The 24,728-nt window shown below is 59.6% G+C and carries 24 protein-coding genes and 2 pseudogenes; 22 read left to right on the top strand and 4 right to left on the bottom strand.

Translation table 11 applies throughout. The features are described 5' to 3' along the window. Nucleotides 1–865 precede the first annotated feature (865 nt). The 11 genes and pseudogenes from R4P70_RS31070 to R4P70_RS31020 all read left to right on the top strand — a co-directional run bounded on the left by R4P70_RS31070 (nucleotide 866) and on the right by R4P70_RS31020 (nucleotide 8,319). Nucleotides 866–1,162 carry a DDE-type integrase/transposase/recombinase gene (locus R4P70_RS31070; RefSeq protein WP_372510035.1) on the top strand — a complete coding sequence of 99 codons (297 nt, stop codon included), beginning with the start codon at nucleotides 866–868 and terminating at the stop codon, nucleotides 1,160–1,162. Nucleotides 1,163–1,426: 264 nt separating this feature from the next. Continuing rightward, nucleotides 1,427–1,747 carry a hypothetical protein gene (locus R4P70_RS31065; protein ID WP_230587713.1) on the top strand — a complete coding sequence of 107 codons (321 nt, stop codon included), beginning with the start codon at nucleotides 1,427–1,429 and terminating at the stop codon, nucleotides 1,745–1,747. Continuing rightward, nucleotides 1,696–2,058: a hypothetical protein gene (locus R4P70_RS31060; protein ID WP_241064932.1), complete on the top strand. Its 363-nt coding sequence runs from the start codon at nucleotides 1,696–1,698 to the stop codon at nucleotides 2,056–2,058. Before R4P70_RS31065 ends, R4P70_RS31060 begins: the two co-directional genes overlap by 52 nt. A 303-nt stretch (nucleotides 2,059–2,361) precedes the next feature. Beyond that, nucleotides 2,362–2,595 (top strand): hypothetical protein, encoded by a 234-nt coding sequence (locus tag R4P70_RS31055; protein WP_030537927.1) that lies wholly within the window; start codon nucleotides 2,362–2,364, stop codon nucleotides 2,593–2,595. Between the two features lie 187 nt (nucleotides 2,596–2,782). Next, nucleotides 2,783–3,025, top strand: a complete 243-nt coding sequence (locus tag R4P70_RS31050) for a hypothetical protein (protein ID WP_151097306.1) — start codon at nucleotides 2,783–2,785, stop codon at nucleotides 3,023–3,025. Between the two features lie 210 nt (nucleotides 3,026–3,235). Further along, entirely contained in the window at nucleotides 3,236–3,670 is a 435-nt protein-coding gene (locus tag R4P70_RS31045) for an ATP-binding protein (RefSeq protein ID WP_157838978.1), read from the top strand. Between the two features lie 229 nt (nucleotides 3,671–3,899). Continuing rightward, nucleotides 3,900–4,145 carry a hypothetical protein gene (locus R4P70_RS31040; RefSeq protein ID WP_021343300.1) on the top strand — a complete coding sequence of 82 codons (246 nt, stop codon included), beginning with the start codon at nucleotides 3,900–3,902 and terminating at the stop codon, nucleotides 4,143–4,145. Nucleotides 4,146–4,872: 727 nt separating this feature from the next. Further along, nucleotides 4,873–5,313 carry a hypothetical protein gene (locus R4P70_RS31035; RefSeq protein WP_317833561.1) on the top strand — a complete coding sequence of 147 codons (441 nt, stop codon included), beginning with the start codon at nucleotides 4,873–4,875 and terminating at the stop codon, nucleotides 5,311–5,313. A gap of 613 nt (nucleotides 5,314–5,926) precedes the next feature. After that, nucleotides 5,927–6,119: pseudogene (locus tag R4P70_RS31030) on the top strand (IS110 family transposase); the annotation flags it as partial. A 285-nt stretch (nucleotides 6,120–6,404) separates the two neighbouring features. After that, nucleotides 6,405–6,857: a hypothetical protein gene (locus tag R4P70_RS31025; RefSeq protein ID WP_149357472.1), complete on the top strand. Its 453-nt coding sequence runs from the start codon at nucleotides 6,405–6,407 to the stop codon at nucleotides 6,855–6,857. A 1,072-nt stretch (nucleotides 6,858–7,929) separates the two neighbouring features. Beyond that, nucleotides 7,930–8,319 (top strand): multiprotein-bridging factor 1 family protein, encoded by a 390-nt coding sequence (locus tag R4P70_RS31020; protein ID WP_007728194.1) that lies wholly within the window; start codon nucleotides 7,930–7,932, stop codon nucleotides 8,317–8,319. Nucleotides 8,320–8,516: 197 nt separating this feature from the next. Here R4P70_RS31020 and R4P70_RS31015 read toward each other — a convergent pair whose 3' ends face one another. Together R4P70_RS31015 and R4P70_RS31010 are read right to left on the bottom strand one after the other, a co-directional pair. Then, entirely contained in the window at nucleotides 8,517–8,873 is a 357-nt protein-coding gene (locus R4P70_RS31015) for a type II toxin-antitoxin system PemK/MazF family toxin (RefSeq protein WP_003943396.1), read from the bottom strand. Next, the gene (locus tag R4P70_RS31010; protein ID WP_151097304.1) at nucleotides 8,870–9,082 is read right to left on the bottom strand and encodes a ribbon-helix-helix domain-containing protein; all 213 of its coding nucleotides are present in this window, start codon (nucleotides 9,080–9,082) and stop codon (nucleotides 8,870–8,872) included. The genes R4P70_RS31015 and R4P70_RS31010 overlap by 4 nt, the downstream gene beginning before the upstream one ends. Nucleotides 9,083–9,792: 710 nt before the next feature. On the opposite strand from R4P70_RS31010, the pseudogene R4P70_RS31005 reads away from it, so the two are divergent. Both R4P70_RS31005 and R4P70_RS31000 read left to right on the top strand, forming a co-directional pair. Beyond that, nucleotides 9,793–10,263: pseudogene (locus R4P70_RS31005) on the top strand (diiron oxygenase); the annotation flags it as partial. Further along, nucleotides 10,185–10,826 (top strand): diiron oxygenase, encoded by a 642-nt coding sequence (locus R4P70_RS31000; RefSeq protein WP_317833574.1) that lies wholly within the window; start codon nucleotides 10,185–10,187, stop codon nucleotides 10,824–10,826. The pseudogene R4P70_RS31005 and the gene R4P70_RS31000, both read left to right, overlap by 79 nt. Nucleotides 10,827–11,153: 327 nt before the next feature. On the opposite strand, the gene R4P70_RS30995 is transcribed toward R4P70_RS31000, so the two are convergent. Both R4P70_RS30995 and R4P70_RS30990 read right to left on the bottom strand, forming a co-directional pair. Continuing rightward, nucleotides 11,154–11,948, bottom strand: coding sequence for a hypothetical protein (locus R4P70_RS30995; RefSeq protein WP_317833557.1), 795 nt, complete (start codon nucleotides 11,946–11,948; stop codon nucleotides 11,154–11,156). Between the two features lie 679 nt (nucleotides 11,949–12,627). Then, complete coding sequence (locus R4P70_RS30990; RefSeq protein ID WP_149357468.1) at nucleotides 12,628–13,095, bottom strand: hypothetical protein; 468 nt, start codon at nucleotides 13,093–13,095, stop codon at nucleotides 12,628–12,630. 176 nt (nucleotides 13,096–13,271) lie between these two features. On the opposite strand from R4P70_RS30990, the gene R4P70_RS30985 reads away from it, so the two are divergent. The 9 genes from R4P70_RS30985 to R4P70_RS30945 all read left to right on the top strand — a co-directional run bounded on the left by R4P70_RS30985 (nucleotide 13,272) and on the right by R4P70_RS30945 (nucleotide 24,359). After that, on the top strand, nucleotides 13,272–13,754 hold the full coding sequence (locus R4P70_RS30985) for a polyketide cyclase (protein ID WP_030537933.1): 483 nt from the start codon (nucleotides 13,272–13,274) through the stop codon (nucleotides 13,752–13,754). Between the two features lie 28 nt (nucleotides 13,755–13,782). After that, a complete protein-coding gene (locus R4P70_RS30980; protein ID WP_151097294.1) occupies nucleotides 13,783–13,965 on the top strand; it encodes a hypothetical protein in 183 nt (60 codons plus the stop codon). Between the two features lie 670 nt (nucleotides 13,966–14,635). Then, entirely contained in the window at nucleotides 14,636–15,583 is a 948-nt protein-coding gene (locus tag R4P70_RS30975) for a phospholipase D family protein (RefSeq protein ID WP_256083223.1), read from the top strand. Between the two features lie 772 nt (nucleotides 15,584–16,355). Then, nucleotides 16,356–16,613: a hypothetical protein gene (locus R4P70_RS30970; protein WP_007733695.1), complete on the top strand. Its 258-nt coding sequence runs from the start codon at nucleotides 16,356–16,358 to the stop codon at nucleotides 16,611–16,613. 3,736 nt (nucleotides 16,614–20,349) lie between these two features. Next, nucleotides 20,350–20,490, top strand: a complete 141-nt coding sequence (locus R4P70_RS30965; RefSeq protein WP_191908631.1) for a hypothetical protein — start codon at nucleotides 20,350–20,352, stop codon at nucleotides 20,488–20,490. 434 nt (nucleotides 20,491–20,924) lie between these two features. Continuing rightward, nucleotides 20,925–21,707, top strand: coding sequence for a ParA family protein (locus tag R4P70_RS30960; protein WP_007733691.1), 783 nt, complete (start codon nucleotides 20,925–20,927; stop codon nucleotides 21,705–21,707). Nucleotides 21,708–21,865: 158 nt separating this feature from the next. Further along, nucleotides 21,866–22,018, top strand: coding sequence for a hypothetical protein (locus tag R4P70_RS30955; RefSeq protein ID WP_007733689.1), 153 nt, complete (start codon nucleotides 21,866–21,868; stop codon nucleotides 22,016–22,018). A gap of 630 nt (nucleotides 22,019–22,648) precedes the next feature. Next, complete coding sequence (locus R4P70_RS30950; protein ID WP_317833550.1) at nucleotides 22,649–23,623, top strand: DUF2637 domain-containing protein; 975 nt, start codon at nucleotides 22,649–22,651, stop codon at nucleotides 23,621–23,623. Between the two features lie 109 nt (nucleotides 23,624–23,732). Further along, nucleotides 23,733–24,359 carry a TetR/AcrR family transcriptional regulator gene (locus R4P70_RS30945; protein WP_241064931.1) on the top strand — a complete coding sequence of 209 codons (627 nt, stop codon included), beginning with the start codon at nucleotides 23,733–23,735 and terminating at the stop codon, nucleotides 24,357–24,359. The last annotated feature ends 369 nt before the right edge of the window (nucleotides 24,360–24,728 follow it).

The raw sequence follows: 24,728 nt of genomic DNA, 5'->3' as shown, positions 1-24,728 counted from the left end.
GCATCAGGTGGTCGTAGGTTCATCTCGAACGGGAAAGCTACGCGTCCGGTTGCGGCTCAGTATCGGTCCGTCTGATTATGCAACGGCCGGTCGGGTACGCCTCGGGCGTACCGAACGCCACTGTTTGGGCTTTCACGCAAGTCAAACGCATCATGAAAATTAACGAGCACCACCGTGTGAGTCTCGGAATTATGTGGCACGTTCTTCCTGAATTATTTGGCACGATGGTAGCCGTCAGGCACTCTCACCTTGGATCCTCGGTCGAGTAGGAGGTGGGCGGTATCTCGGACCTCTCTGTGTTGAGATCCGCCAACCGGCATTCTCCGAGCTACCGAACAACTCCTCGACGCGGCGACTGTTCAGAAAACCACTGATCAACTGCCACAGTTCATCCGCGAACGCCGGGCATCTGGTCCGACCAAGCGAAGCAAGAGCACGAACGCATCATCATCATCATCATCGAGCGCGGCCACGATCCCGCGCTCGGCGATCACCCTCGAATCATCGGGGTACACCCCGCCCAGGAACTCCAGCCCATGCAGATAACCGTCGGGTTACCTGTTCGGGCGCATCCCCTCATTCTTCCACCACGATCACTCCTGCAAGATCGGCGGCGTCAAGTATTCCAGCGCTGCTAAGCAGGCCCGTCTGATCACATCTGTGCCCGGTGGGAGTGGGCCCGAGGCATTGTCACGTTGACGAGCTATCGAGGGCCAGCTGGCACGATTTCGATCGTGACCACCACCGCCGCGCCGTCGTACAAGCGTCACCGCTACCCCACCGAGATCATCGACCATTGTGTGTGGCTGTATTTTCGGTTCACGATTTTCGGTTCACGCTGAGCTTTTGCGACGTGGAGGAACTCATGCTCGAACGTGGTGTCGTGGTCTCCTACGAGACGATCCGGCGATGGTGTGACAAGTTCGGGCAGGCCTACGCGAATCGGCTGCGTCGCCGCCGTGCTCGCCCCGGCGACAAGTGGTTCCTCGACGAAGTTTTCGTCCGGATCAACGGAGTTCAGCACTACCTGTGGCATGCCGTCGACCAAGACGGCACAGTCCTGGACGTGCTAGTTCAGTCCCGTCGAAATACCAACGCGGCCAAACAGTTCTTCCGAAACCTGCTCAAGGGCTGCTGTCGGCCGGTGAGTACCGGCAGGTGATGGCTGATCAGTTCGCCGTATGGCGCGAGGCTACCGGTAGCGCCGTCGCCGCCTGAAAAGGCGCCTGCGACAAGGCCGTTGTATCACCACGCATCCGAACACACCGTGTCACCGAACATTCACGTTAATGTGACAATCCCCCAGGACGGGACCCCTACTGTTCGACTGATCTCTCGGCGTCTTCAAGCGTCCCCTGTGTTCGCTCGATGACGGTCGATCTAAGCTCACCTCGACAACACAACTTTCACCTTCACGGGAGCAGTGATGAGACCGCGATCCATCTGGCTCGCCGCACGATCGGCCGAACTTCGGGCCGCTCTGCTCGACCTCGGGCTCACCGTCACCGACGCCCAAGCACAGACAATTCTCGCCGACAAAATCTCCGAACACATGACACTGATCGGTATCAGTCGCCGTACCGCGCAGAATGCCTTCACGGAAGAGCGTCTCCTTGCATTCGCCCAATCACTGGCGGTCTCGCTCTCCGACGAAGCCCCCGGCGCCGACCTCATCGCATTCGAACACATATTTTCATGCCCCTTGCCGCCGTCGGACTCACCACCGCAGCACTGGCCGAAGCGTTGAAAGTTGCCCACATCAACCTCGACGACATCGAAGCCGTCACCGGCCTGTCACTGCTCTCGACCCTCGGCATGATTACCGCCGACGCTCACACCTCCCTCGTTCCCACCCCACGTCCACTGCTCCTCCGCATCGCCCGGTACCTCGATGCGGCCGCGGCATCCATCCTGCGCGGCGCGAACCTCCCCGACGGACTCGACGAAGCCAACCGCTCCTACTTCGCCGACATCCTCGCCCAGGACGCCGACGGAATCCGCACCCTCGCCAACAGCGACGACACCCCGCCACTGTGGCGCACTCTCGACTCACGCTGAGCACCGAGAAGTAGACGGAGCTGCTACTACGCCCCTCACCGAATCTGCCACTCCGTCGAACGCCGTCGATGCCGCTCCTCCGAAGAGCCCAGCGTCCTTAGCCAACCCTGCGCCGAGGTCGCCGCCGACCGCAGGGCAAGAGCATTTCTCACCCCCGGGGTACCAGCCGATCAGCATTGACGCAGTAACATTCCTGCTCGTGGTGCGCTGCTTTCCGCCTCGGTTCCAGCGCACCACCCACCCCACGACAGGCAGTCACTTCATCTCTTGTGCCTGCATGATTGACATGTGCAGGAGCTACCCGTGACCTTCCCCGCCAAGCGTCTGACCGCCGCACTCGAACAACTACCCATCAGTGATGACGCCGCCATGTGCCAGCTTCTACGCACCACCTTGCTCGATCACGCCCAACATGGTCGCGACATCACCGAACCCACCCTGCTCGGACTGCTCGCTGTCACCAGCGCCCTGGAACAACGGCTCACCCGACTCGAAGCAACGATCCAACCCGCACCACGCAGGAACCCGCACCCCTGAACAAGCCGATCCCGACGGCGCGGCATTAGCCTCCACCGACGGCACCCGCCAGAGCGGTGAAGCGCTGAGCGAAGCACTGACCTAGCTGAAAGACAACCGTAATCCGGTTCGCAGTTCGTCGGCTCCGCGGCTGATGCGGATGTCCGGCAAAATTCATCGAGAGTGCGGCGCCCCACACACAGGCATCATGCCGGCTCCGGCCAGCGCGATCGTCTCGGTCATGATGTCGCGCCGAACCTTCAGTCGTTCTCTGAAACTGATCACCGCCTTGGCCACCGAGGGCCTCTCACGCGCTGGAGCTGCACCGGTGTCCGGGCGATGCACTGCACGGTGTGATTGTGCCGGTGCATCCTCTTGCAATCAGCTCGGCTCGTCCATCGTCCAACCTGAAATTCTCATGGAATCCGAAGTGACCGCAGTTCTGAGCTGACGGAAAAACGTGCGGACACGAAATCGCTGTCACCTCGACGCGCAGAGGGTCGCCTCGGCAGTCGGCGACGTGTGCCCTTCTTGCTGAGCTGTGCCCATGTTTGGGGCCTACACATTCCGGTTAACTGGACGGGGGATCAAATTCCTCGTTCGAGGGTGCGATCGCGGACATCGCAGGGGTTCGCACCTTTTCTCGTGTAACAGGAGCCCCATGCCCATGTGCTTCGAGCAGGCGACCGTCTCACCGACCGCCTCGTCCCTGTCGCTGTCCGTTCCGGCCTCTCCCGACCACCTGTGGATGCTCCGGTCGATGGTGCGCACAGTCGTGTCTCGTCATCCTCTTTCGCGGGATGCACTCGATGATCTCGTCCTCGCCGTGGACGAAGCCGCTGCCATTCTCGTCAGTCACGCCCGCAGCGCGAGCGCTGTGGTGTGCGTCGTCGACAGTGGTCCCGGCTCACTGCGGGTGTACCTGACCGCCACCACCCACGCTCCGGTCGACGCCCTTAGTTCTTCGTTCGGATGGTTCGTGCTCGCCGCCCTCGTCGACAACGCGACACTCGACCAAAAACCCGCAAGACCACCCGCGGCGAACGAACTGTCCGTCACCATCAGCGTAGAAAAAGCCTTCCCATCAGGCGGGTGAGTCCCGCCGATCACCCGGATCGAGACGCACCGGACCCGACACGTTCCCGGGGCCGTTCCGGCATGCGATCCATTACATTTTTTCATTCACTGTAACGATCGTCGATGTGGTGTCGATAGCTCTGGTATTGCTGTGGGGGGTAGTGGAGTCGACGAGTTGCTCGAGTACATGCGTGTGAGGTCACCTCGGCTTCGTAGTCGCATCCGCTCCGAAGCCGAGGTGAAAACTCATGCCTGCAAGTCGTCGTCGCCGTGCTGCTGCTCTCGCGGCGTACCTGGCGCAATTCGCCGGCATCGCCAGGGCCGAGGAGAGACCGAATGATTCTTTGTATGCAGGGCTTTCAACCGACGAACTTCTCCAACGCCATCAGGACTACCTGCAAGCGTTGATCTGGGCGCAGGCGACTGCCTTCTCCGACGACGACGACGAGGCCCTCGCTGCGATGAGCCGGCGATACACCTTTCACTCCGCCTAGGGTCGACCTCGCCGTTCCGTCGGATTACCCGGGACGTATTCGAAAGATTCGCGCGCCGTCCCTTCCCGGATGATCCGCATGACGTTCGATACGCTCCGGTTGAGCAGCCCCACTGCGCGAAACGGGGACGCTGCAGCCACCTGAAGCGTGCGGCAGTTGCCAGGGAGGCCCGGCGGAACGACGGCGACGTCGATACGGAGGCAGGGCCCCTTCTACGCGAGAGGAGTGCAGAATCTCGAAGATCAACGCACCGAATCCGGCCACAGGCTACTTCTCTACGCGGTGCCGATACTGCGGAGATCTCGTCTACGAAGGTGACTGGATCACGCCCCGGGAGCGTCACGAGGTCCAACAGCATCACCGCGAGCTGTGCTTGGCGCGGCTGCCCGATGCCAACGAAGATGCAAGCCGCAGGGGCACCCTGTCTACCGTCGTGCTGACGCTCGTGCGAGCACCGCAACCGTCGCCTCATGCTGCAACCGGGTAAGGACCGAAAAGGGGTCTCGCCGAGAAGACCCTGCCAAGAAAATCAGTTCCGAGAACAGCACAGCTGGTTTCGAGCACCGGGACTGCGAGAACCGGAATGGACCTCTCAAGGATCGGTCATTGCTCCGGAGAACCCGTGGTCCGTCGACCTCCTCGAGTCCACCATCGACGCCCACTCACACGAGGGAATCCACGTGCAGAAAGAGAGCTCGGGTATCCGTGCGCGGGTTTCTCTGATGAGATGACCAGCATGAAGAAGTTGCTGGTCGTTGCCGCGATAGCCGTTGGAATCACCGCGTGCGCAGACAAGGACGAGACTCCACCGGAGTTGCAAGAATCTGCTGTGCCCACTGTCGGCGCATCTTCTTCCGTCCCCGCTCCTACAGACGAATTCGGGGAGATGATGAACGAGGGCGCGCAAGCGCAAATCCAGCAACGCCCCGAGGAAGCTGCCCAACTCGCTGCCGATTTCGCCTCCATCACCGGGGAGCAGGTCACTGTCGTGGCGGCGCAGCAGATGTCGAACATCGTGTGTCTGGACATGGAGAACGCCCAAGGGCCGGGAGCACTGGGGGCCGTCTCCGCCGCGATGGCGACCGAGACCGGGGTCAGTGCGGAGATGATGACTCGTGTCGCTGAAAGAGCAGTGGCATACCGGTGCCCGGAGTTGGCGACCAAGTAGGGCCGCCCCTGATCCGGCACTGTTTGAGAGCGGCACCGATCGGGAACCAGTTCTCACGGTCGCAGGACGGTCGCCTCGGCCGGCTTCGGGCGTGTTCGAACCGCACGGTTCGCCGCAGAAGTCCACCGGCCCGCCGAGGGAGCCGACACTCTCCTCGGCGGGCCACTGACCACCACATCTATTCTCTACGGTGGTCCACGACTCGTCGATGCAGACGGTTCAGGCAATGCCGCCAGAAAACGGTGGTGCCCGCCAGCTCACATGTGAGTGCTGCGCCGGCGGGCTCTGCACGCCGTGAGAGACCAACCTTACGACGCACAGTCTGTAGCACTGACGCTGCTTCTCTTACGGAGCGACTCCAGCATCGGTGCCAAGGTTCGATGCGCGCCGATCATCAGCCAGCGAGCTCCCCATCCGGAAGCAGAACAGGTGACCGCCGCGCACAGATCGAATCACTCAACGGACATCCCTGGCGCGGCCGGCGCGCCTGACATGACCCTGAAATCAGGAAATCCTTGTGCAGTAGTGGGTTTCGCAGTTATGTTTCCTGTGGGCGCCCGTCGACCGGCTGGTCACTCGACGGGAGGCGGGACGCCCGTCTCCCGTCGACTGCAAACGCGTCCTGTTCCTCTCGGCGTTCGTCGTGCTGCACGATTCTGCCAGTCGCACCTACTACGACCGAAAACGAGTCGAAGGAAAGAAGCACACCGCCGCCCATCTGCCTCGCCGGAAGTCGCTGCGATGTTCTCTACGCCATGCTCAAGAACCATGAACCCTATCGATTACTCGCCGTGACTGCCGCTTGACGAAGACAACATGGCCCCCGGCAACTCATCGTCCGACGCTCCGAACCGTCGAACGCCCGTCGGTTTCCCAACTGCACTGCACCAACTCCAGTGCCACGAGCGCCGTCAGGTTGGTCACTTGATCGTGCAAAGCGGCGCGAGTCCAACGGCGCTGGGAACGCCCATCGCCCGCGCGCATCCCCCGCCCGGAAGCGTGTGCCTGATGTTTCGAAGCTGCGCGTTTCCAGGTAAGTCAATCGGCAGGATCATGGCGCTCTCGTCGTCATCGGCGCAATCGTGGCAGCCGTGATCGTTCTGCGCCCGTCACCGGGCAACTCGAACGTGGACAATCCAGCCGCCGCTGGCAGCACATCCTCAACGACCACGACTGCCGGACCGGTCACCGACGCCGACACCGTCAAAGCGGCCCTCCCCACAGCTTTGAGCAGTGCCTCCGAAAACTGTCGCCAATCCACCTTCACCACCGACGGTGCCCTCGTGATCAGCTGCGATATCAAAAAATCCAATCAACTCGCCGAAAGCTTCTCCGAATACGGCAATCGCTTCACAGCCAGCCTCGACCTGAAACAAGCGAAAAAGACACTTCTCGGATACGGCGAATACGACTACGGGAACACACCCTGGTCGAAAACGACTCCCGCACAGCAGGAGTCAACATCAGTGACGGCGCCACCGGACAAGTATCGGGAAGTTACGTCAACATGGAAACCGGCCTCACAATCGACGTCTACAGCATGACCGACAACGCTGCTGTCACTAGCTTCTTCAAAAAGACAGGGCTCCTCTGATTGTCCAGTCCACCAAAAGCCGAGCCACGCAGGACGAATGTTTGACCACCACGATCCCGCGATTCCCATCCCGAAAGACTCTTCCCACCCGCGCCTCACCTAGCACGATCACGCTCGCCCGGCCTGCCGGCTGGCACTCCACCACGTCGTGAACAGACCAAGCCATCACCACGGACGAAGAAACAACCGGCGCTCGAAGTAAAGAGACCGAAGACATGAGATGCCCGCCAGCTTTCGTCTCGACTGTGCCCGCCGCACATCACGAAGCGCTTTGGCAGATGATCCATTGGCGGTCATACCAAGTTCCTCACTCTCCGACGAGGGCCGGGTCTGTACCGTCGCCACGCACCCGACATATTCGGAACGTGTGACAATCGGGACGAGGTAGAAGCCCGCTGCCCCCGGCGAGTGGACAGCCGGAGGGCAGGTCCTGCGCGGACGAACTGACCACTCAGAATCACCGCAGCAACAAGATGCTAACCAAATTCGAACCCGAAATGCCAGTTTTCCTGCAGTGCTCAATGTTTGGGATCTTCGTCCACTATTCCGACGACAGACGTGATAGGTCAGGAGTGCACACTGAATGAGGGGTGCATCCGCGAATCCGTCGATGACTCAGAGGTCCGAGAGAAGCGATTACAGGACAGGCGGGCAGTATGGCGGTGGTGCACCCGATACCGGACACGCGGTGTACGTGCCGAACCAAGGACGATGAAACCCGAATCCGAAATGACCGTCGCTCAAGGTGGCAACCACACCAACGAAAACCCTGGTGATTCAGCCGATACCGAGTCAGAGGCCAGCGCCGTACCCGTGGACGCGATGACCGCTGAGTGTCCATCGCGGCATCGGCGTAGGAGCAGCATCCTGAGTCGGTGTCGGAACGACTCGACTAGCCACCGAGCTTTTCGCACCATCACGACAGAAGTACTGTCGTCAAAACTCACGCTCCCCCCCGGGAGAATTCAGTAAGCAGCGCCACACCGATATCGAGTCCACGAATCCATGAAAAAATTCAGGCCATGCGGACAGGATTCGGAGTGTGGATTCGTGATCAGATCGATGCTCGGGGCTACGAGAGCACCGAGGAGGCTGCCCGGGCGCTAGGGGTGTATCCGTCGTTGCTGCGTCATTGGGCAACGATCGTGCGATCGCCGTCCCCGCAAGTTCTTCGGCAGGTCGCAGTGTTGTTCGATGCGCCCATACAAGACGTGCTGATCGCCGCCGGCTACATGACCGAAGAAGAGAACCGCCCTCTCTCCCCGACCAGGATGTCGCTGCAACAAATGTCGAACAAGCAAATCCTCGACGAGATATGCCGCCGCACAGTAGGAGACACCGGAGGACCCCCTATTCCAGTGCGAGTGAACGGAGTACTTCACACCCCAGACGGATGGACCAGCACACCTTAGGCGTTCCGCCCCTCGGTTCGTTCGCTGTATCGAGACCAATTGCTAGCAAGCCGAGTCGTCCTGCCGCTCGTCGGACGCACTCTCACTGCCGCGCTGGCAAGGGAAGCAAGCAGCGAGTGGGCAGAGCAGACCACGTAGGGTCTTCGGCAACCGCACCCCGACGATCGAGGCGATCACCCGGCCCCAACAGCACCAAGTTACTGCAGATCGAGGTGCAGCCGCAGCGCGTCCTCGAGTGCGGCGAAAGTCTCCATCCCGACCTTGCCGACAGGTTCAGGATCCAGACGCCGAACCGATACCGAACGCACTTGCTCCGCTTGCGCTTTCGACGCTCGCGCCAAACCTGACTCGTCGGACTCGACAATCACCTGAAACGGAAACACGTGCGCGGTATTGGTAGTCAACGGAACCACGGTGATCACGCCCCTGCCGAGATTTTCTGCAGTAGCGTTGGCCCGGTCGTTGCTCACCACCACCGCCGGTCGTCGTTTCGCCGCTTCACTGCCCTGCGCTGGATCGAGATCCACCCAGTGAATGTGCGCGCGGCGAATCATTCGGTGTCTGCCGAGACAGCGTCCCACACTTCATCTACGTCACCTTCAGCAAACGCTGCAGCGTAGTCACGTTCGAGTCCGGACGTCGAGAGTAGGCGGAGTGCGGCTCGAATTCCTGCCGACCGGCCACGAAGTCCGTGATCACGCACATACTCGTCGAGTAGGTGCGCATCCTCGTCAGGCAGACTTATGGTAAATTTCGTGGTCATACTTTAAGCGTACCAAAGTATGATCTGGCGGTAACCCGCGAAAACGGCTACACCGCCTCACCAGCAAGAAAGAGCCCATTCAAGGAGGCAACCACCCCGACGCGTCTCCCTCATAGCCACCTCAGAGCCATTGGTCGTCGCGCATTTTCGCCCAGAATTTCAATTCAGATAGCGACCTCCGTCGAAACTGGTTGTTGCACAGTCACTTAAGAACTGACATAACTTGCAGTTGCCGATGAGATATTTCGACTATTACCGCTCGTTATCCCGGCAATAACCACGGACTATCGGATCCCCGTCGCATGACGAAAGAGACGTGCGGGCCGATCCACATGATCAACTGTCTGCGCCGCCTCGGATGTCGCCGCGGTGCAGGGACGCGAGTTCGGCGAGGTGAGTTCCGACCCGATCAAGCGGGACACCGACCGTGACGAGATCGCGAAAACCTCGTCCTGCACCTATCCCACCGTATAGGTCGGCAGATGCACACAATGGCCTAACGTCGACCACGTCCAGCGCCGTCGTCTCGACAGCAGGACCCACACCACCATCAAATGCCGAGAGCTGCGTGCATGGTGCGATATTGAGCGTCCTTTTCGCCCTTCCGGACTTACCCGTGGACGTGCAGACTCATACAGTTACTGTGGACGCGTAGTCACACTTAGTTTACTGTGGGGACATCTGAGATAGATGCCACAAAGGAGCCCGAAATGCAGTTCCTAACACTTCGCCACACGCGGCGTAACGCGCCATCTGTCCGCTCAACTACGGGGCGCAATACAATCAACGAACATCGCGATTACCACGACACTCTGCGCACACTGTCCGAGGCATCCTCGACAGGGCTCCACTTCGAGGCGTTCAAAGACATCGCCTGGAATTCGCCCGAGTTCGCCGCCCCCGCGGACGACCCGAGATGGACACTCCCCGCGGTCGACCCCTTGTCCCACACCGACTGGTACCGCGCGCTCTCACCCCAGGAACAACGGCGGGTTGCCCGGATTCGGCTCGCATCTATAACAAAGACCGGCTCCCAGTTCGAGCAACTGCTCCTTCTCGGCGGTACCCAGTTCTTGATGGGCCTGGCGAACGAGAACCCCGAATTCCGCTACTTCATGCACGAACTCACCGAAGAGACACACCACATCCAGATGTTTCAGGAGTTCACCAACCGGGTGGCTCCGGAGGTCCACGGGCCCCAACGTGGCTTGTCAAGGCCTTCCCCCTGGTCGGTTCGCTGGGATCGCTGTGGCCCAGTTTCTTCTTTCAGATCATCCTCGCTGGAGAGGAGCCGATCGACCACATCCAGAAGAGCATCATGCGCGGCGGTGGCATTCACCCGCTCACCGACCGCATCATGCAGATCCATCTCGCCGAGGAAGCACGTCACATCGGGTTCGCCCATGCATGGTTGCGCCATCACGCTCCGCGCATGAGCCGATTCAACCGCCTCGCACTCGGCCTCACCACGCCTGTAGTCATGCGCATAGGGTTTTGGTCCATCGTCGTCCCGAGCCGGCAGGACGCGACGTTGCTGGGTATCCCCCGCAATGTTCTGCGCGAGACCTATTCGATGCGCAACCCCGATTTCCGGCGACTCCTTGCAGAGTCCTGCGCAGACGTCCGGAGCCTCGCCGACGCCAACGGAATGCGCACCCGGCTCACCCTCTGGTCCTGGCGGCTTACCGGAACCGACGGCCGACTGTCGCGTTACCGCAACGAGCCGTCGAGAGCCACCGCTTGACGATCTGCAACCCGCGACACAGCTGCCCCTCCCCCACCTCGACAGACAGCTGCGTCACCCACTCACCGCGGTCGAAGCAATGGCGCACAGATATCAGCGCGCCAACCACAGGCCCACACCCGAATCGCCCCATCGAATTGTAGGAAGCACATCCACCAAGGCGAACCAGCGACATCAGTGCCGGCGAAGACGCAACATTTCCAATGACATAGCGAATTCACTTTTGCTACTACAGGTTTCGGCACAACGTACTGCGAGCGACGTTCAGCACTTCCGCGATTCGGTCATGGATACGCCGTCGCCCTTCATCTTGGTCCGGCAATAGAGTCACAGGCCGACCACACCGAGCAGAGCTTCTCCTGGATCGACGACTGCAACAACGGCCGCAACGAACAGCAGCGTCATCGCAATGGTCATCACAGCACCGAGCGATCCGAGGGCGACGAACATCCGACAGTGGGCACCGTTTGTCGTGTCCGACGGTCTGTAGCGTCGGACGGCGATGACGGTTCCGGTTGCGACTACAGCGATCACCACGGCGGTAGCGACAATCGCCGCCCAGTTGTAGTGCTCAACCTGTGTGAGCAACTCGAGCAGTGGCGGTCTGGAGTCTCCGCTCTGCACACCGTTCTCGATCAGAAACTGCGCTGTCGGCCCGTCCGCGTTGTCAGCGGAGAGCATCGGAAGCAGCGCGACTACGGGTGCGGCCGTCGACTGGATGTTGAGCACAGCCACAAACACCGAAAACAATGACAGCACAGTCGTAGTGGTCGCCGCGACCACGCAACCGACGCCGGCCGTCAGAGATCGCCGCCACAGAGTCGCCGCGAGCAGGCACAGAACCGTGGTCAGCAGCACCGAGATGACGATCTTGATCACGTGCCACTCGAACCAGTAGTCCACCATCTCCGCCAAGCCTCGAGGATAGGTGCGGACTCCGCTACCCCAGTAGTCGACCAAGCCGCGGCCGAGCAGCTCACTCATGACGGATTGATCCTGGAACTGCGGATAGCGTCCGCGTAACAACGCGGCCGGACCCAGAACGAACGCGGCCACCAATGCCGCTCCGGCGCATGACAACGCAACGATCGACCAGCGGCTTCGGTTGACGGACGTACTCATTGACGACTCCCTTCCGAGAGAGAGTCAATCAGCAGGTACTCGACTGCACATCCATCTGCAGTACTACATCTGACGAACGAGGTACCAGGTCAGGATTCGATGCTCTATCGCCGTTTGCGCCGGACTCTGGCAATCATCGCGCACGGCCAGGATCAACCCTGCACCCGTGATGAAGTCGGATTCGGCAACACCATATCTGCAGCGACCGCGTTGTTGTGCACCGTTTTTGTCTCCACGTCCTCACTGGACGCAAATCGTGAGTCGCTCCCGCCGCGCCATCCATACCGTCACAGCCGCGGCCGACCATTTCTACCGAGCACTGGGCCACAAAGTTCCGAGAGTCACAGCGTCGATTCGGATCGATTCGTCGGCCGACTACGATCTTAATCTCAACAGGGTCAGCGCATCACTACTGGTGAGATGATGCATGACCGTGGATGGGCAGTAAGGCACTGAAGTTCTCGGTGAAGCACTAGAAGGTGATCTGGGATTTTCACTGCTGCGGCGAAACACTACGAGAGATCGGGCGGGCCCTCGGCCAAACGATCATGTGTTCTGTGAATCTTCCTGCTCAGGCAGCGACCTGTGCCGAGGGGACGGTTACGCGAACAGTACGCCACAGCCACACCCGCATAACCCTCTTAGGGCGGGTATGGCTGTGGCGCAACTACATTCCGGGTCAGGGAGTGACGGTGATGCCGGGCGTGGAATTGAACTTGAGCGCCCCGGTCATCTTCGCTGTTCCGGCCCCTGCTGCCGGGCATGATGCGCTTCCCCCGTTGGAGGTGAAGTTCACCGTTCCGGTGTTGTTGGCGGTCACGGTATGTGTTGTGTTGCTGTAGGGCACGGGGCCGGCAGTACTGGCGGTGACGTCGATGACGCAGCTACCAGCGACTACGTGAGCTCCACCGGTGGGGATTTTGATACTTCCCATCGGTGATCCACTGTCGGCGTTGACGTTCAGAGCCCAGGAACCCGACGTGGTGATCGTTGCCGGCACACCTTCGAGGTCACATCCGGACAGTCCCACGCTCGCGATGTTGATGTTGATGCCGCCCGTTCCGGAGTTCACGTTACCGGGCGCTGGAGGGATGGTTCCGGTTCCGCTGACGCTGGTGCAGTACAACTCGAGACCGCCAGTTGTCACGAAACTAAGCCCACTCCTGGTGGCCGTCACCGGAGTGGCTGTGGCGGGGCTGATCGTGGTGGACAGCATCCGACATCTCCGCGCATCACCCCGCCTCGCCGACCGAAGCCGATGAATGCACCCACCGAACGAGAGAAACCTCGCCGACCGATCGGCGGTATGGCAGCATTCGCCACATGACTAGCGAACGGATCGAAGTACAGCGCACCATCCGTGCCGACCCCGCATCGATCTTCGCGGTCCTCTGCGACCCTCAGGGGCACGTCGCCATCGACGGATCCGGAATGCTGATGGGCGCAGATGGCGAACTCGTGACCGCGACCGGCGACGAATTCGTCGTCCACATGGATCGCGAAGCTCTGGGCGACCTACCCATGGGACAGTACGACGTCACAGTGACGATCAAAACCTTTGTTCCCCAACGCGAAATAGCATGGACCATCCTCGGAACTGTTCGGCCTCCGATCGGGCACGTCTACGGATATCGGATCGAGCCGGCCGACGACGGCCACAGTTCCCTCGTGACCTCGTACTACGACTGGTCTGATATCGGCCCCACCTGGCGGCAAGCAGGAATCTTTCCCGTCATCGCCGAAGGATCTCTCAAAGCCACGCTCGGTATCCTTGCACGCACCGTAGCCAGAGGTTATCCGCGCTGACCCCGCCCGAAAGCCCAGCGTCGGGGCCGTGATGCTCCTCTTCCGCGAGCGTGCAGCCACCACCGTGACAATCGCAGCACTGATCGCCGGTGCCGTCGCAACCTCATGGATCTATCTCAACGGAATCTTCTTCGCCACAACGTCTCCAGTGAGTGCAATGTCCTACGTTGCGCTCACAACCATCACGCCGGCGCTACCGCCTGTTATCTGATGGGGCGCCGAAGCCACGCTGACGCCTCCCAGCCGCCACCTCACCTGAACTCGCGACGAGAGGCTGCCAAAGAGTGGTAGACGAACCTCCACTGCAGCCCAACACGCCCGGCTTCCCCGTCACGAGGCACGGGTCCATCAGTTCATGAAGACCACGCCGCCCGACCTACACTAGAATGCCGAGACGTTTTCTGCGCGTTCATTTTTCGAGCACCGATCACGAATCGACTCGGCCCGCCAGCGACACTACATCAGCCACCCGATATCCACACGGCGAGCGCCTACGATCTCAGGCCTACACGCCCCTCCAGGCATGGGCCCGCACGATCCACCACGCCCGCCCTCACCCCCGCGGCATCGCGTACCGCGGTAAATTTCCCGGTGCACTGTGCGGGGCGCTGCTCGAACAAGCAGCAGACCCTTCCCACCCGTCCGGCACCATTACTGCCACCGTCCCGTATTGAAATCGCACGCCGAATCGACAGCGCTGCAGTCGCACTGGGGTTTAACGCCGTCTGACCCGGCAGGGTTGATCACTACAACATTCTTCGACCTCCACGACAGATCACAGATATCCGGAAGTTTCTTTTGCTCCGGAGACGACGCAGAACAACGGCAGCTTTCACGCAGGCGCCAGAAATCGGGCCCGATTCGCGCTACCGTTCTAGGCTATGGGGACCAGCTTCCACGGACCGAACCCGTGGCCACACATCACTCGCGCGATCCGCACGCGAGGCCCACGCTATGCCGCTGTCCCCTATCTCGGACACCTTGCGCCCGAACTACTTCCACTTCGCAGTGGAGACCTTCTGATCGTCAATGCTTCTACCGCGGCGATCCGCGCCCACGCCACTTCACCTGCCGTTCTTGCGCACTACCTCAGCAAGGGCGTTCGCATCCTGTCGTCGTCAACACTGCACGCCAAGGTCATCGTGACGAACCAACGAGCTGTAATCGGCTCGCCGAATGCTTCCGAAAATTCCACATTCACCCATGAAGCGGTCGTCATTTCCGATGACCCCCAAGTGGTTGCCGACAGTCGCGCGTTCATCAACAATATCGACGAAACCACTGCTGTAGACCAAATATTCATCGACAACGCCGCGCGCGAATGGGCGATCGGGCGTGCCGTACCCATACCTGGCATCACTGGCCGAATGCAGAACCTTGACAACGACTTTCCTCTTGCTCCGACCAACCGAGTATTTATCAGGCAAGTCAGCGATCACGAAACCCGTCCCTCCGTGCGCATCGCGCCTGTGAAACAGACTTCAACGAAGCATCTTTCGGTCAATCCGAGCGTGAGATATCGACTCGAAACACTCAGACTCGGAAAACCAAGCAGCATGGCACGTGGGGACGTCGTCATCCGCGTCTCCACGGACAACGAATTGTTATTGCCACCCGCTGTCGTGATATCCAACCAGGATCGAATACCGGATTCCCCCAGTCATTTTCAGTTCTTTCTCCGCGTTCGCAACGACCTGCTACCGCTTCCTGTGGCAGACACCGAGAGGTATCTCGTCGAGTTCGGGCACCCCAGCGCACAACTGCGGTCCAACCACTACGTTCGCTCGCTCAGTCTTCGGGCCGAACTGTTGGCGTTGTGGAACCTTTGAGTCCTGAGAAACGAATGTTGACGGAATGCGAAGCATTCCTTCGAGTGCGCGAACAGCGCACCGTCAATACGCCGATCCGAGCAATGTACTCACGGAAGTCGAACGGCGCACGACTCTAATGTTCGAATCCGTGAACGAAATCCTCTGCACAACTGCGATAAAGAGCATTCCGCGTGACAATATACGCGGATCGACCTCCCCCAACCGAAGTCCCTCACGATTCGCAGGCGAACACGAAGGCGCAAACCCTCCCCGCTGGAAACCTACGTTCGGCAGCTGACAGGTTAAGGTGCCTTTCCGGATCTTTCAGGTGCTCCTCTCGACACGTGACCCGAGCCATCGAGCTCGCAGACGCACCATCGACTGTCCACAGACCCCGTCTCCATCCATCTCCAGGACACACGGCAGCAGCCTGCGGAAGCGCCGTCCAACACGCGGGTTACATAACCCCTCCCCCGCGTTCAGTCGCACATGAACCTCCCCGGCGTCTGACAGCATGAGAGCCAAGCATCTCCATCCGCTCCCGAAGAATCCAACCCGATTCCGACGCTAGACCCATCATCGAACCGCCGACCGCCAACGCACCCAAACTCCACCTTCAGCGAAGCCGCAGAGGTGGTCCGTCAAGCCCCTTCCTGGTCGGGCCGGCGGCGGCCTGTGAGGCGGGCCGCCGCAAAATCCCTCAGAACTCCATGGCAACATCAACCACACGCGACACACCGAACAAGCGCGCCTACCCGTATCAGTTACAGATTGGTTCTAGTCTTTCCTCATGGCACAGCACAACAAGGGACCTCGCGGACACATCGCGACTCGTGCTCCCCTCAAGCAGCACAAGGTGTACGAGGATCGGGCCGCCGAACTCGGAATCCCTGCTGGGGATTACTCCGTGCTCATACTGGCCATCACCCATGGACTGGACATACCGGACTACATCATCGACAAACTGCATCCGGACCAGCTGAGACTGCTTGAGGTCGAGGCCGCTGGATCACTGCGCCGCATCGAGCAGCTTGCGGTCGGCGCATGAACTACCCCTAGACAGCGAACAACCCCCAGGGCTTGGCGGCATCGGGGGCTGTCCGTTTATGCGGTTGTGAGAGCTTCCCAGCTCCCTGACCACCACTAACCCAGTGAAGGAAGAGGCGGTGACCACCACTACCTCGAAAGGAAGAGGCGGTGCTTACTCGATGATATCGCAGAAACGCAATTCCGCCATACTCGCGGACGTATTCGCGGTGTCATTTTTGGCACGTCCAGATCACATTTCGGCTTTCGCGGCGCTCGGATCACACTTCTGCGTCCCGAATGTCCCATCCGAGCAAGCCAGCACCGTACCCATAGTGGTACCGATGTGCGGCCGCCGGATCGAACAGACCTTCCGAACAACCGCGGCCGTGACGCGCGTACAGCGGATCCGCAGACAGGGAGGCCGCCCCTAGCCGACAACGAACGAAGTGCCCCGATACCTAACTAAACAGCGCAGACCTCTTGAAAAGCACAAAGGCCCCCGAAGGGGGTGATTGGGAGCGGACCGCATCGCGGCGAAATAAGGACTGGCAGGTCCTTGACGTCGACTGAGAACTGGCAGGTTCTCCGACATCTGTTCTCGAACATTCTCGAGAGGTGAGCTTCGAAAGTTAGCGCTTTCTCTGCTCGTACTGCATCCCCCCTGGAAGGGACTTACCTATGGCAGGTATGTCTCAGGGTAGCGCATACCCTGAATACAGCCCAACTCATTCCATATCACCAACCTTCGGCGTGTCGCGCATCGGCGCCCAATCCGCTGTTCCTCAATCGACAGAAGTCGACGAATGGCAAGCGGCAGTCGACGATGCTCTCTCACGTGTCGCGCGCCTCGAATCCGCTACACGGCAACTCAACGAGTCCACTTACCAGCGTGGACGCTCTTGGTCCCTACCTGTCGAACCAACGGAACAAGCACGCGTTCCAGTGTGGACATCACGCAGGGAATGGCTCCGCCAATTCCGCCATCACACCACCAGCCCGGCTGGCAAGGCGTTGTGCGCGCGCAACCTGATCAAGCCCGACAAGGCTTACGCAGTGGCACAAGCTCACGCACATTTCGCCGAATCGCACACCGGCCGCGGGGTCTCCGCAGCGAAATCAACGATCGCTGCCCGGGCCAAAGTCAGCGAATCCTCTGTCAATCGCGCCAGGCGAGTGCTCATCGCGCTGGGAATGGGCATCGAACACGTCCGGGGACGGAACCTCAAAACCCTGGAATTTCTGGCTGCTGAAGCCCATCACGGGGGTCAACAGCACCGCGCTGCATCGACATGGTCACTGTCATCCCCACGAACAATCGTGGCAACGACACCTCACCGCAAACTCACCAAGACGCGACCGTCTCGCGCCTCTGAAAGAGCAACCCGCCTCAGAGCTCACAACTCTCTGAGGCCCGACGTCAATCGCGTCTATCAGCCCCACAGCAGTCGACCAGGGCCGATAGGAACTGACACCCTATCTAGTGTTGGTTTTTTATCTTTTGAAGTTCTTCCGTTAGGAAGAACTCACCAACGCGCGCACGCGCGAGCCCAGCTCACAACAAAAAAACGAAGCACTTCTCGGATCACACCGCGGCCTCTGGCACTTCAGAGGACTGCAGCCGAACTCGTCAACCATGCGCCGGCTCTCAGACCGACCGGACATATCGGCGCGATCTGTGATCTTCTCCGCGATGTCAAGATCGATACGACGCGATGGACAGGACGTGACATCGCACAGACGCTTTCCCGAGACACCGCAGACCGGGGGTGGATCTGGCCAACAAGATCAAGCCTGATCTCACCGTTGGCATACCTCAGACGCAGGCTCGATGGGATCGACTGGACCGGAGAATCGCCCAGTGAACAGCGTAAATCGGCCGACTTGGCGCGAAAGAGGGAACAAGAATTACTTGAAAGCTCACATGTTCAACGTACGAAAATGGCAGCGAACCCGGAGCATCGCGCCAAGATCCTAGCCAGCATTCGGGCACACCTGACATGCAAGCAGCAGCATTGAGGCTTTACTGGCCCCAATCCGGCCAAGCAATACACGTCCGAAAAACACGCCTCACGATGATCGACAAGCGTTGCCGAGAAGTGTGGCGATCCGAGGCACAGCACCCTGATCGCCACAGGTGTAAATACTCATGGCGACGTTGATCGGGACACAAAGAACCCGGAGGACAACATTTTGATCTAATACGCGGAGCTCCACAGCCATTTTCGGAGAACTGACCCCGCCCGAGCCAGTCAATGGCGGGCTGGCGGTCCGCTTCTCTGCGGTTGAAGAACGCCGCGCTGGTACGGGTTCAACATCCGAGAGGGGTTGAAACGACAGCCGTTTCCTCCAATGCAGACGCGCCCGTAGGTATTCGGATCGTCTATCGGTCTATCTCTCCGAGTAATGTACCTGACTGAGCATCTTTATTTGCGCAGGTAAACGGCTTTTTGTGCAGAGAAGCATGGTGCGATCACTGCGTGTGACGCATGCTTTGCGAGGCATCCTGGTCGCGCATGCCATACATGCAATGCGTGCGTTGCAAGGCATGCATTGCATATATGGCAGCGCTGTTGCGTGAAACGGTGGTCCACCTTGCGTCGTTCGTAGCCGTCGGCACGGCAGCGCCGGCATCGTGCACGGGATACTTGTAGACGGGAAGCTGTCTCCATCCCCTCCCCCACTCGGTCGAGAAGTGCGTGTGTTTCGGCGTTGCGATTCATGCGTCGCTGTATTCGAAATGTGCCCACCCGAAAGTTCTGCTCGCAAAGCGGCGAAATCAAGCCTGACGGAACTGATTCTTCCCACCCCGTCCCCAAGCCTAATTGCGTCACTGTGACGTAAAGTTAGTGCCTGCTCGGACTCGCTTCGGTCATTCCGTCGCGGCCGAACTTCGACTGATCCGGATCTCCACACGTCCCTTCCCTTACACGTCCGGGTTCACACCGCGACCGACCTTTCGCACAGAATTTTCGTTTCACCGCGGGCCCCCGCTGTGTCCTGAGATGATTCCGCAATGTTGTTCGTGAGTTAGATGAGCACCCCGACTGGCAGTCAGTCGGCTGTATCTCTCAATAGAATTGGAACCCCCTCCCCTCGATCAGTGCGGTTGTTCGTCCCACGCATGTCTCAGTTTTTTCACCATCCGTGCGGTTCACGTGAGTCCTTCCTTCTGCCCTGGATGTTCGGACCCCGATGGAATGAAATATGTTCTGGCCTTCAAAGGGGTACAGGGTTCTATTGAAGTGCCCCCGGTGCGAACATCAGAAAGTTTCTGAAGTGGCAGGCTGTCTTGCCCGCGTCGCAAGGTTGGCGCGTTCCTTCCATCCCCGCAAGGGCGGTGCATTGGCGGATGGCTGGGCAGGACCGCTCGCGACGGTTGAGCAATTTGTTCTGTGCGCACAGCGGAGATTGCTGAACCCTATATTTCCGCCTTTAGTCAGTTGGCTGCCCAATAGCGTCCCTTCGACTTCCTTGACAATCTGATCGAGACGGACTGTCACACGTTTCGATTCGTGTCTGGAACGCCTCGCTATCGGGTGATCGTGGCAGCCAAGCTGCTCTTGGTCGGTCGACCTTTTGCAACGGTGTGTGACACTCACGGCAGATGTTTTTCGATTCGTTCGATGGCAATGAGTGCATTGACCTGCTATTTTGCGCGTCCACGCAATGCGTGGTCTGTATGCACTGCATGCATTGCATGCAGAAGTGAAAGACGTGCGGTGCATGCAAGGCATGTCCTGCTAGCAGCGCATGGCATGCGTGCAATCCTTGCGTACCGCGTCATGCGTGCTCTGCGTGCGCTGCGAGCGTTGTATGGGTTGCATGCAGAGCAGCGCGTGCGTGCAGAGGTAGCACCGCAAGCGGTGCGTGCAGAGCACGCCATGCGTTGTATGTGATCAGTGCTTGGCTAGCGAGGTACGCATTGTGTGCAAAGCATGCGGGGTTTGCTAGCGAGGCATGGATAGCGTGTCGCGCATGACGTGCATGGGTTGCGGTGGACGCGTGATGAGCATTGCACGCGTTGAACGCAAGGGTTGCACTTGATGCAATTCGTGCATGGCACGCGCAGAGTGCGAGGCTTGTACGTCACGCATGACACGCGTGTTATGCTACGCGCGCACGTAATGCACAGTGTGCGTGTTTAGCGAGTAGAGCAGACTTAGCGCGCAATGCATGCAGTGCTTGGATTGCCCGTCACGCACAGTCTGCATGCAGCCCACGTACAGCGTGGATTGCGCACATAGCAAGCAATGCACATATTGCATGCAGCGCGTGGTTTACACGCAATGCACGCCTCGCAAATGTCAACGCCCTCGATGAAAGGTCCGCAATGCAGCCACGCAAAATCGCACTCGGCAACCAGAAGGGTGGCGTAGGCAAGACGGCCTCCACTCTCGGGCTTGCCAGCGCCATCACCGCGGTCGGCGGAAAAGTACTTGTCGTCGACATGGACCAACAGGGCAATACGACCGGCGGCCTCGGCGTCACTCTCGAAGAGGGCATGATGACGGCCTACCACCTCATGAACCAGACCAGAGAAGGCATTGCAGCCGAGGCGATCATTGCCACCCCATGGGATGGCGTCGACCTCATTCCCGCAGACGAAGAGCTCGGCAAAATCGAGTCGGATGGGTCGAATGACCTGGTGTTTCGCCTAGACGTTGCGTTCGAAGGGCTCGACCTTTCTCCTTATGACGCCGTGCTTTTCGACTGCCCTCCCAATATGGGCAAGGTGCTGTTCGCGGTTCTTATTGCAGCAGATGGCGTTGTCGCCATCACCGAACCCACAATTGACAGTGTCGGTGGCGTTCAGAAGCTCGAAGAGACAATCGACACCGTTCGTAAACGGGCGAATCCGAAGCTGGAATTCGACAAGATCGTGATCAGTCGTAAACGGTCTACCGGCGAACATGAGTTCAGAGAGAGCGAGCTACGGGAAACCTACGGCTCACTCGTCGCCAAGACATCGATCCCGGAACTCGCGGCCCGCCAGGACGCGCACTCGAATCGCACTCCGATTCACCAGTTCAAGGGTGGGAAAGCATTGACGCTGCAACTTGCCTACAGTGACTTGCTCGCTGAGTTGCCCATCGTGATCGGAGCCCCGGCATGAGCGTGAAGCGGGAACCTGCCATTCGTAAGACACATCCGGCTGAACTCATCCCGGAACGTCCGCCCAGGGGAGACGCGACCCCCGCGGCACCTGCAGCTACGCCACCATCGCCTTCAGCGGATCTCAGTGCCCGCAAAGATGAGGAGGAGAAGCTGTCGATGACCCACAACACGCGCATCAAACCTTCGACGAAGGATCGCCTCCGGCGTGGCGTCGACAAATTGCGGTACGAGACTGGCGATCGCGAAATCAGCGAGGCATCGATGACCGAGGCCGCGCTGGACGAATACTTGAAGGCCAGAGGACTATAAGAGACGCGCGTGCATGGCATGCACTGCGTGCACGCATGATGGATTGTCTTAATTCTTGATTGTGGAGTTCGGCCCCCGGGCGAGGGCATCTTGTGTTTCGGCTGGAAGACCAAATTAGAGGCGCCTGGCACGACAGCCGAGTAGGCATATGTGGGGGACATTCCAAGGACCTCGATATTGAGAACGGCTGTCGGGTGCGGGCGGGAGGTCAACCGCCGGGGCGGGAAGTCCTTGCTGCGCGCGCAATGCCATGTCCCTCTCATCTGCTGACAGTCCGTTCTGTAGAACTTAGAAGCCTTGGCAGCGCAAAGCCTGGAGCAAATTGCGTGAACAATCCGTTGCAGTCACGCAATTCTCACGCAAAATTGCAGACCACCCCACGTCACTCTGAGATCAACAAACACGCAGCTGGAACGACATCCCCGACGTGCTTTGAGTGCGACGCAAAAAACATCAGTCGACTCTCGGATACGACCGCTAGAAATCGCTGTCCACCCTCACCGCACGCAAAACGGACGAAACGCAGGAGTACAACCAGAAGAAATCTTCCGAAACCAGGAGGAGTCCCGCCGGCGGCAACCAGCGGGACTCCAGACCGAGAACACCCCTTGTAGGAAGGAAAACCCGATCATGGGTGATTTTAGTCTGCGCGCAGCGCGGATCCAGCTTGGAGCACTGATCGCCGCACTTCTCATCGCGATTTTCATCGCAATCGGGATCACCGCAGGCGCATTTGTCCTCTCCTTCGCGGTCCAACGGGACCTCGCGCGCCAAGGAACCGTCCCCGAAAACCTCGCATGGATCTTTCCCGTCATCGTTGACAGCGCAATCTTCGGATCCACCGTCGCCATCGTCATTCTGAGCAAACTGAAGATGCATCGACGCGACAAGTACTTCTACGTTGCTGTTGCTGTTGCGGTGGTCGCGATCAGCATCCTCGGGAACGCCTACCATGCGTTCCACTCCGCAACAGTTGCGCAACAGGCCGTTGCGGCAGGTCAGAGCATCGGCTACACGCCTCTCGACCCGGCCGTTGCTGCCATGATCGCGGTCATTCCGCCGGTGCTCGTACTCGCCTTCACGCACGGTCTGGGAATCCTGATCAAAGCAACGGGTATTGCATATTCCGACTACAAGATCGAGATCGACAATGCTGCCGCAGGTGTGGGTACGGTTGCTACGCAAAGCGTCGTCATGCGCAACGAAACAGCCGTAGGAGCCCAGCCTTCTTTAGGCGTCGTAGAAACGCATGACGCGCCGGAAAGCGCTCCGCATCCGAGCCCCTCCGAACAAACGGGGTCTTCAGTGGACCCGGAGCCGTCGAACGCAGAGGCGGTGGCGCACGCCGAACTCGAATGGTTCATTGCCACATCGGACCTGCCCGACGCTGTCAAGGACACCGCACGACGCAAGCTTGCAGACCCGACTCTCACCTGGGAGCTGATCGCCCAGACGTCCAACCCTCCCGTTGCAACATCGACCTCGTGGCGCCGATACGAAAAGTTCGATACCGCGGCCCGAGCAGCTGGCTTCGACAACCCGCCGCTCATCGACATGCGAGCCTCCGATGTTCACTTCACCGACCAACTCGTCGCTACAACGTGAGCAGCGCCGCAACCTGCCAACGCCGAGGTTCCCGAGCGCCAGGAATTGCATCATCATGGAGGGGTTGACCACAGCAGAGTGCCCACAGACTGCAGGTAAGGAACCCGCATTGACCGACCCAGACGACCGACACCACTTGATCGTTCCGCCCGAACCGCGCCAGCGACCCCGACAACAGCGAGCACACGAGACGAAGGCCAAGATCCTCAAGGCAGCTGCACGCTCATTCTCGATCGATGGGTACGCCGCTACCTCCACGAACGACATCGTTGCGGAGGCTGCCTCCACGAAAGGAGCCGTGTACTTCCACTTCGACTCCAAGGAAACGATCGCGCGAGAACTCATCAACCACTGGTTGACCGCGCTCGGCGGAATCCGACAATCAACCGACGAATCAGCAATACCAGCGATCGAGAAGTTGGCTGCATTCTTCAACGGTTCAGCGGCGCTTATAGCCGACGATGCCCTGGCCCGAGCCGGCCTCAGGCTCACCACAGAAGCAGGTCTCGATACCGCCCCACCCGCGTTCCGTGAGTGGGTGGAACTCGTCAGCCGATTCGTCGATACTGCGATCGCAGACGGACAGCTTCCCGCCTCTGCCGCCCAGCGCCTGGCCGCGAATCTGTGCGCGGGATTTATCGGCGCAGTTCAAGTCATACAGGTACTGGGCGACCCTGGAGATTTCACTTCACGCATCGACGACTTAGTGAACGCGTATTTGATTTCAGATGCGTAGTCCGCGCGCTGGCGAGGTCGTGAGTAGGGGAGAGGAACCAGACTCCTCGCGGTGACGTCGCCAACCGTGTGCACGGTGTACTGCTAATTCCTCGACGGTAGCGAGGCAGTTGCGTCGTCGAGAGGAGTGACAAAGTGCCTGACATCGAGAGCCGAATCCCCGAAGTTGCTTTGTCTCATAGCGAATATTTCAGCGATCCGAGCCGTACCGACGTGGAGACGTCACCATCGATGGGACCGTCACTGAGACTGAAGAACACCAGATAGAGATCGACCGATGAAGACAGCGGAAAGAGAAATGATCAGAACTTGTGGATCCCGGGAGGGCGTACCTTCCCGGAAGATGATCTGCAAGGTATCGAAAATTCTG

This window comes from Rhodococcus sp. IEGM 1241 (assembly GCF_033142365.1).
GTDB classification, from domain to species: Bacteria; Actinomycetota; Actinomycetes; order Mycobacteriales; family Mycobacteriaceae; genus Rhodococcus_F; species Rhodococcus_F erythropolis.
This window is presented reverse-complemented; position numbering and strand designations above follow the sequence as displayed.

Coding starts and splice junctions, on each gene's coding strand:
- R4P70_RS30970 (WP_007733695.1), top strand. CDS start 16,356: ATGGCACAGCACAACAAGGGACCTCGCGGACACATCGCGACTCGTGCT.
- R4P70_RS30975 (WP_256083223.1), top strand. CDS start 14,636: ATGGGGACCAGCTTCCACGGACCGAACCCGTGGCCACACATCACTCGC.
- R4P70_RS30950 (WP_317833550.1), top strand. CDS start 22,649: ATGGGTGATTTTAGTCTGCGCGCAGCGCGGATCCAGCTTGGAGCACTG.
- R4P70_RS31035 (WP_317833561.1), top strand. CDS start 4,873: ATGACCAGCATGAAGAAGTTGCTGGTCGTTGCCGCGATAGCCGTTGGA.
- R4P70_RS31050 (WP_151097306.1), top strand. CDS start 2,783: ATGCCGGCTCCGGCCAGCGCGATCGTCTCGGTCATGATGTCGCGCCGA.
- R4P70_RS31060 (WP_241064932.1), top strand. CDS start 1,696: ATGCCCCTTGCCGCCGTCGGACTCACCACCGCAGCACTGGCCGAAGCG.
- R4P70_RS31045 (WP_157838978.1), top strand. CDS start 3,236: ATGCCCATGTGCTTCGAGCAGGCGACCGTCTCACCGACCGCCTCGTCC.
- R4P70_RS31065 (WP_230587713.1), top strand. CDS start 1,427: ATGAGACCGCGATCCATCTGGCTCGCCGCACGATCGGCCGAACTTCGG.
- R4P70_RS30985 (WP_030537933.1), top strand. CDS start 13,272: ATGACTAGCGAACGGATCGAAGTACAGCGCACCATCCGTGCCGACCCC.
- R4P70_RS30960 (WP_007733691.1), top strand. CDS start 20,925: ATGCAGCCACGCAAAATCGCACTCGGCAACCAGAAGGGTGGCGTAGGC.
- R4P70_RS31040 (WP_021343300.1), top strand. CDS start 3,900: ATGCCTGCAAGTCGTCGTCGCCGTGCTGCTGCTCTCGCGGCGTACCTG.
- R4P70_RS30955 (WP_007733689.1), top strand. CDS start 21,866: ATGACCCACAACACGCGCATCAAACCTTCGACGAAGGATCGCCTCCGG.
- R4P70_RS31010 (WP_151097304.1), bottom strand. CDS start 9,082: ATGACCACGAAATTTACCATAAGTCTGCCTGACGAGGATGCGCACCTA.
- R4P70_RS31015 (WP_003943396.1), bottom strand. CDS start 8,873: ATGATTCGCCGCGCGCACATTCACTGGGTGGATCTCGATCCAGCGCAG.
- R4P70_RS30965 (WP_191908631.1), top strand. CDS start 20,350: ATGCGTGCAATCCTTGCGTACCGCGTCATGCGTGCTCTGCGTGCGCTG.
- R4P70_RS31020 (WP_007728194.1), top strand. CDS start 7,930: ATGCGGACAGGATTCGGAGTGTGGATTCGTGATCAGATCGATGCTCGG.
- R4P70_RS31070 (WP_372510035.1), top strand. CDS start 866: ATGCTCGAACGTGGTGTCGTGGTCTCCTACGAGACGATCCGGCGATGG.
- R4P70_RS30995 (WP_317833557.1), bottom strand. CDS start 11,948: ATGAGTACGTCCGTCAACCGAAGCCGCTGGTCGATCGTTGCGTTGTCA.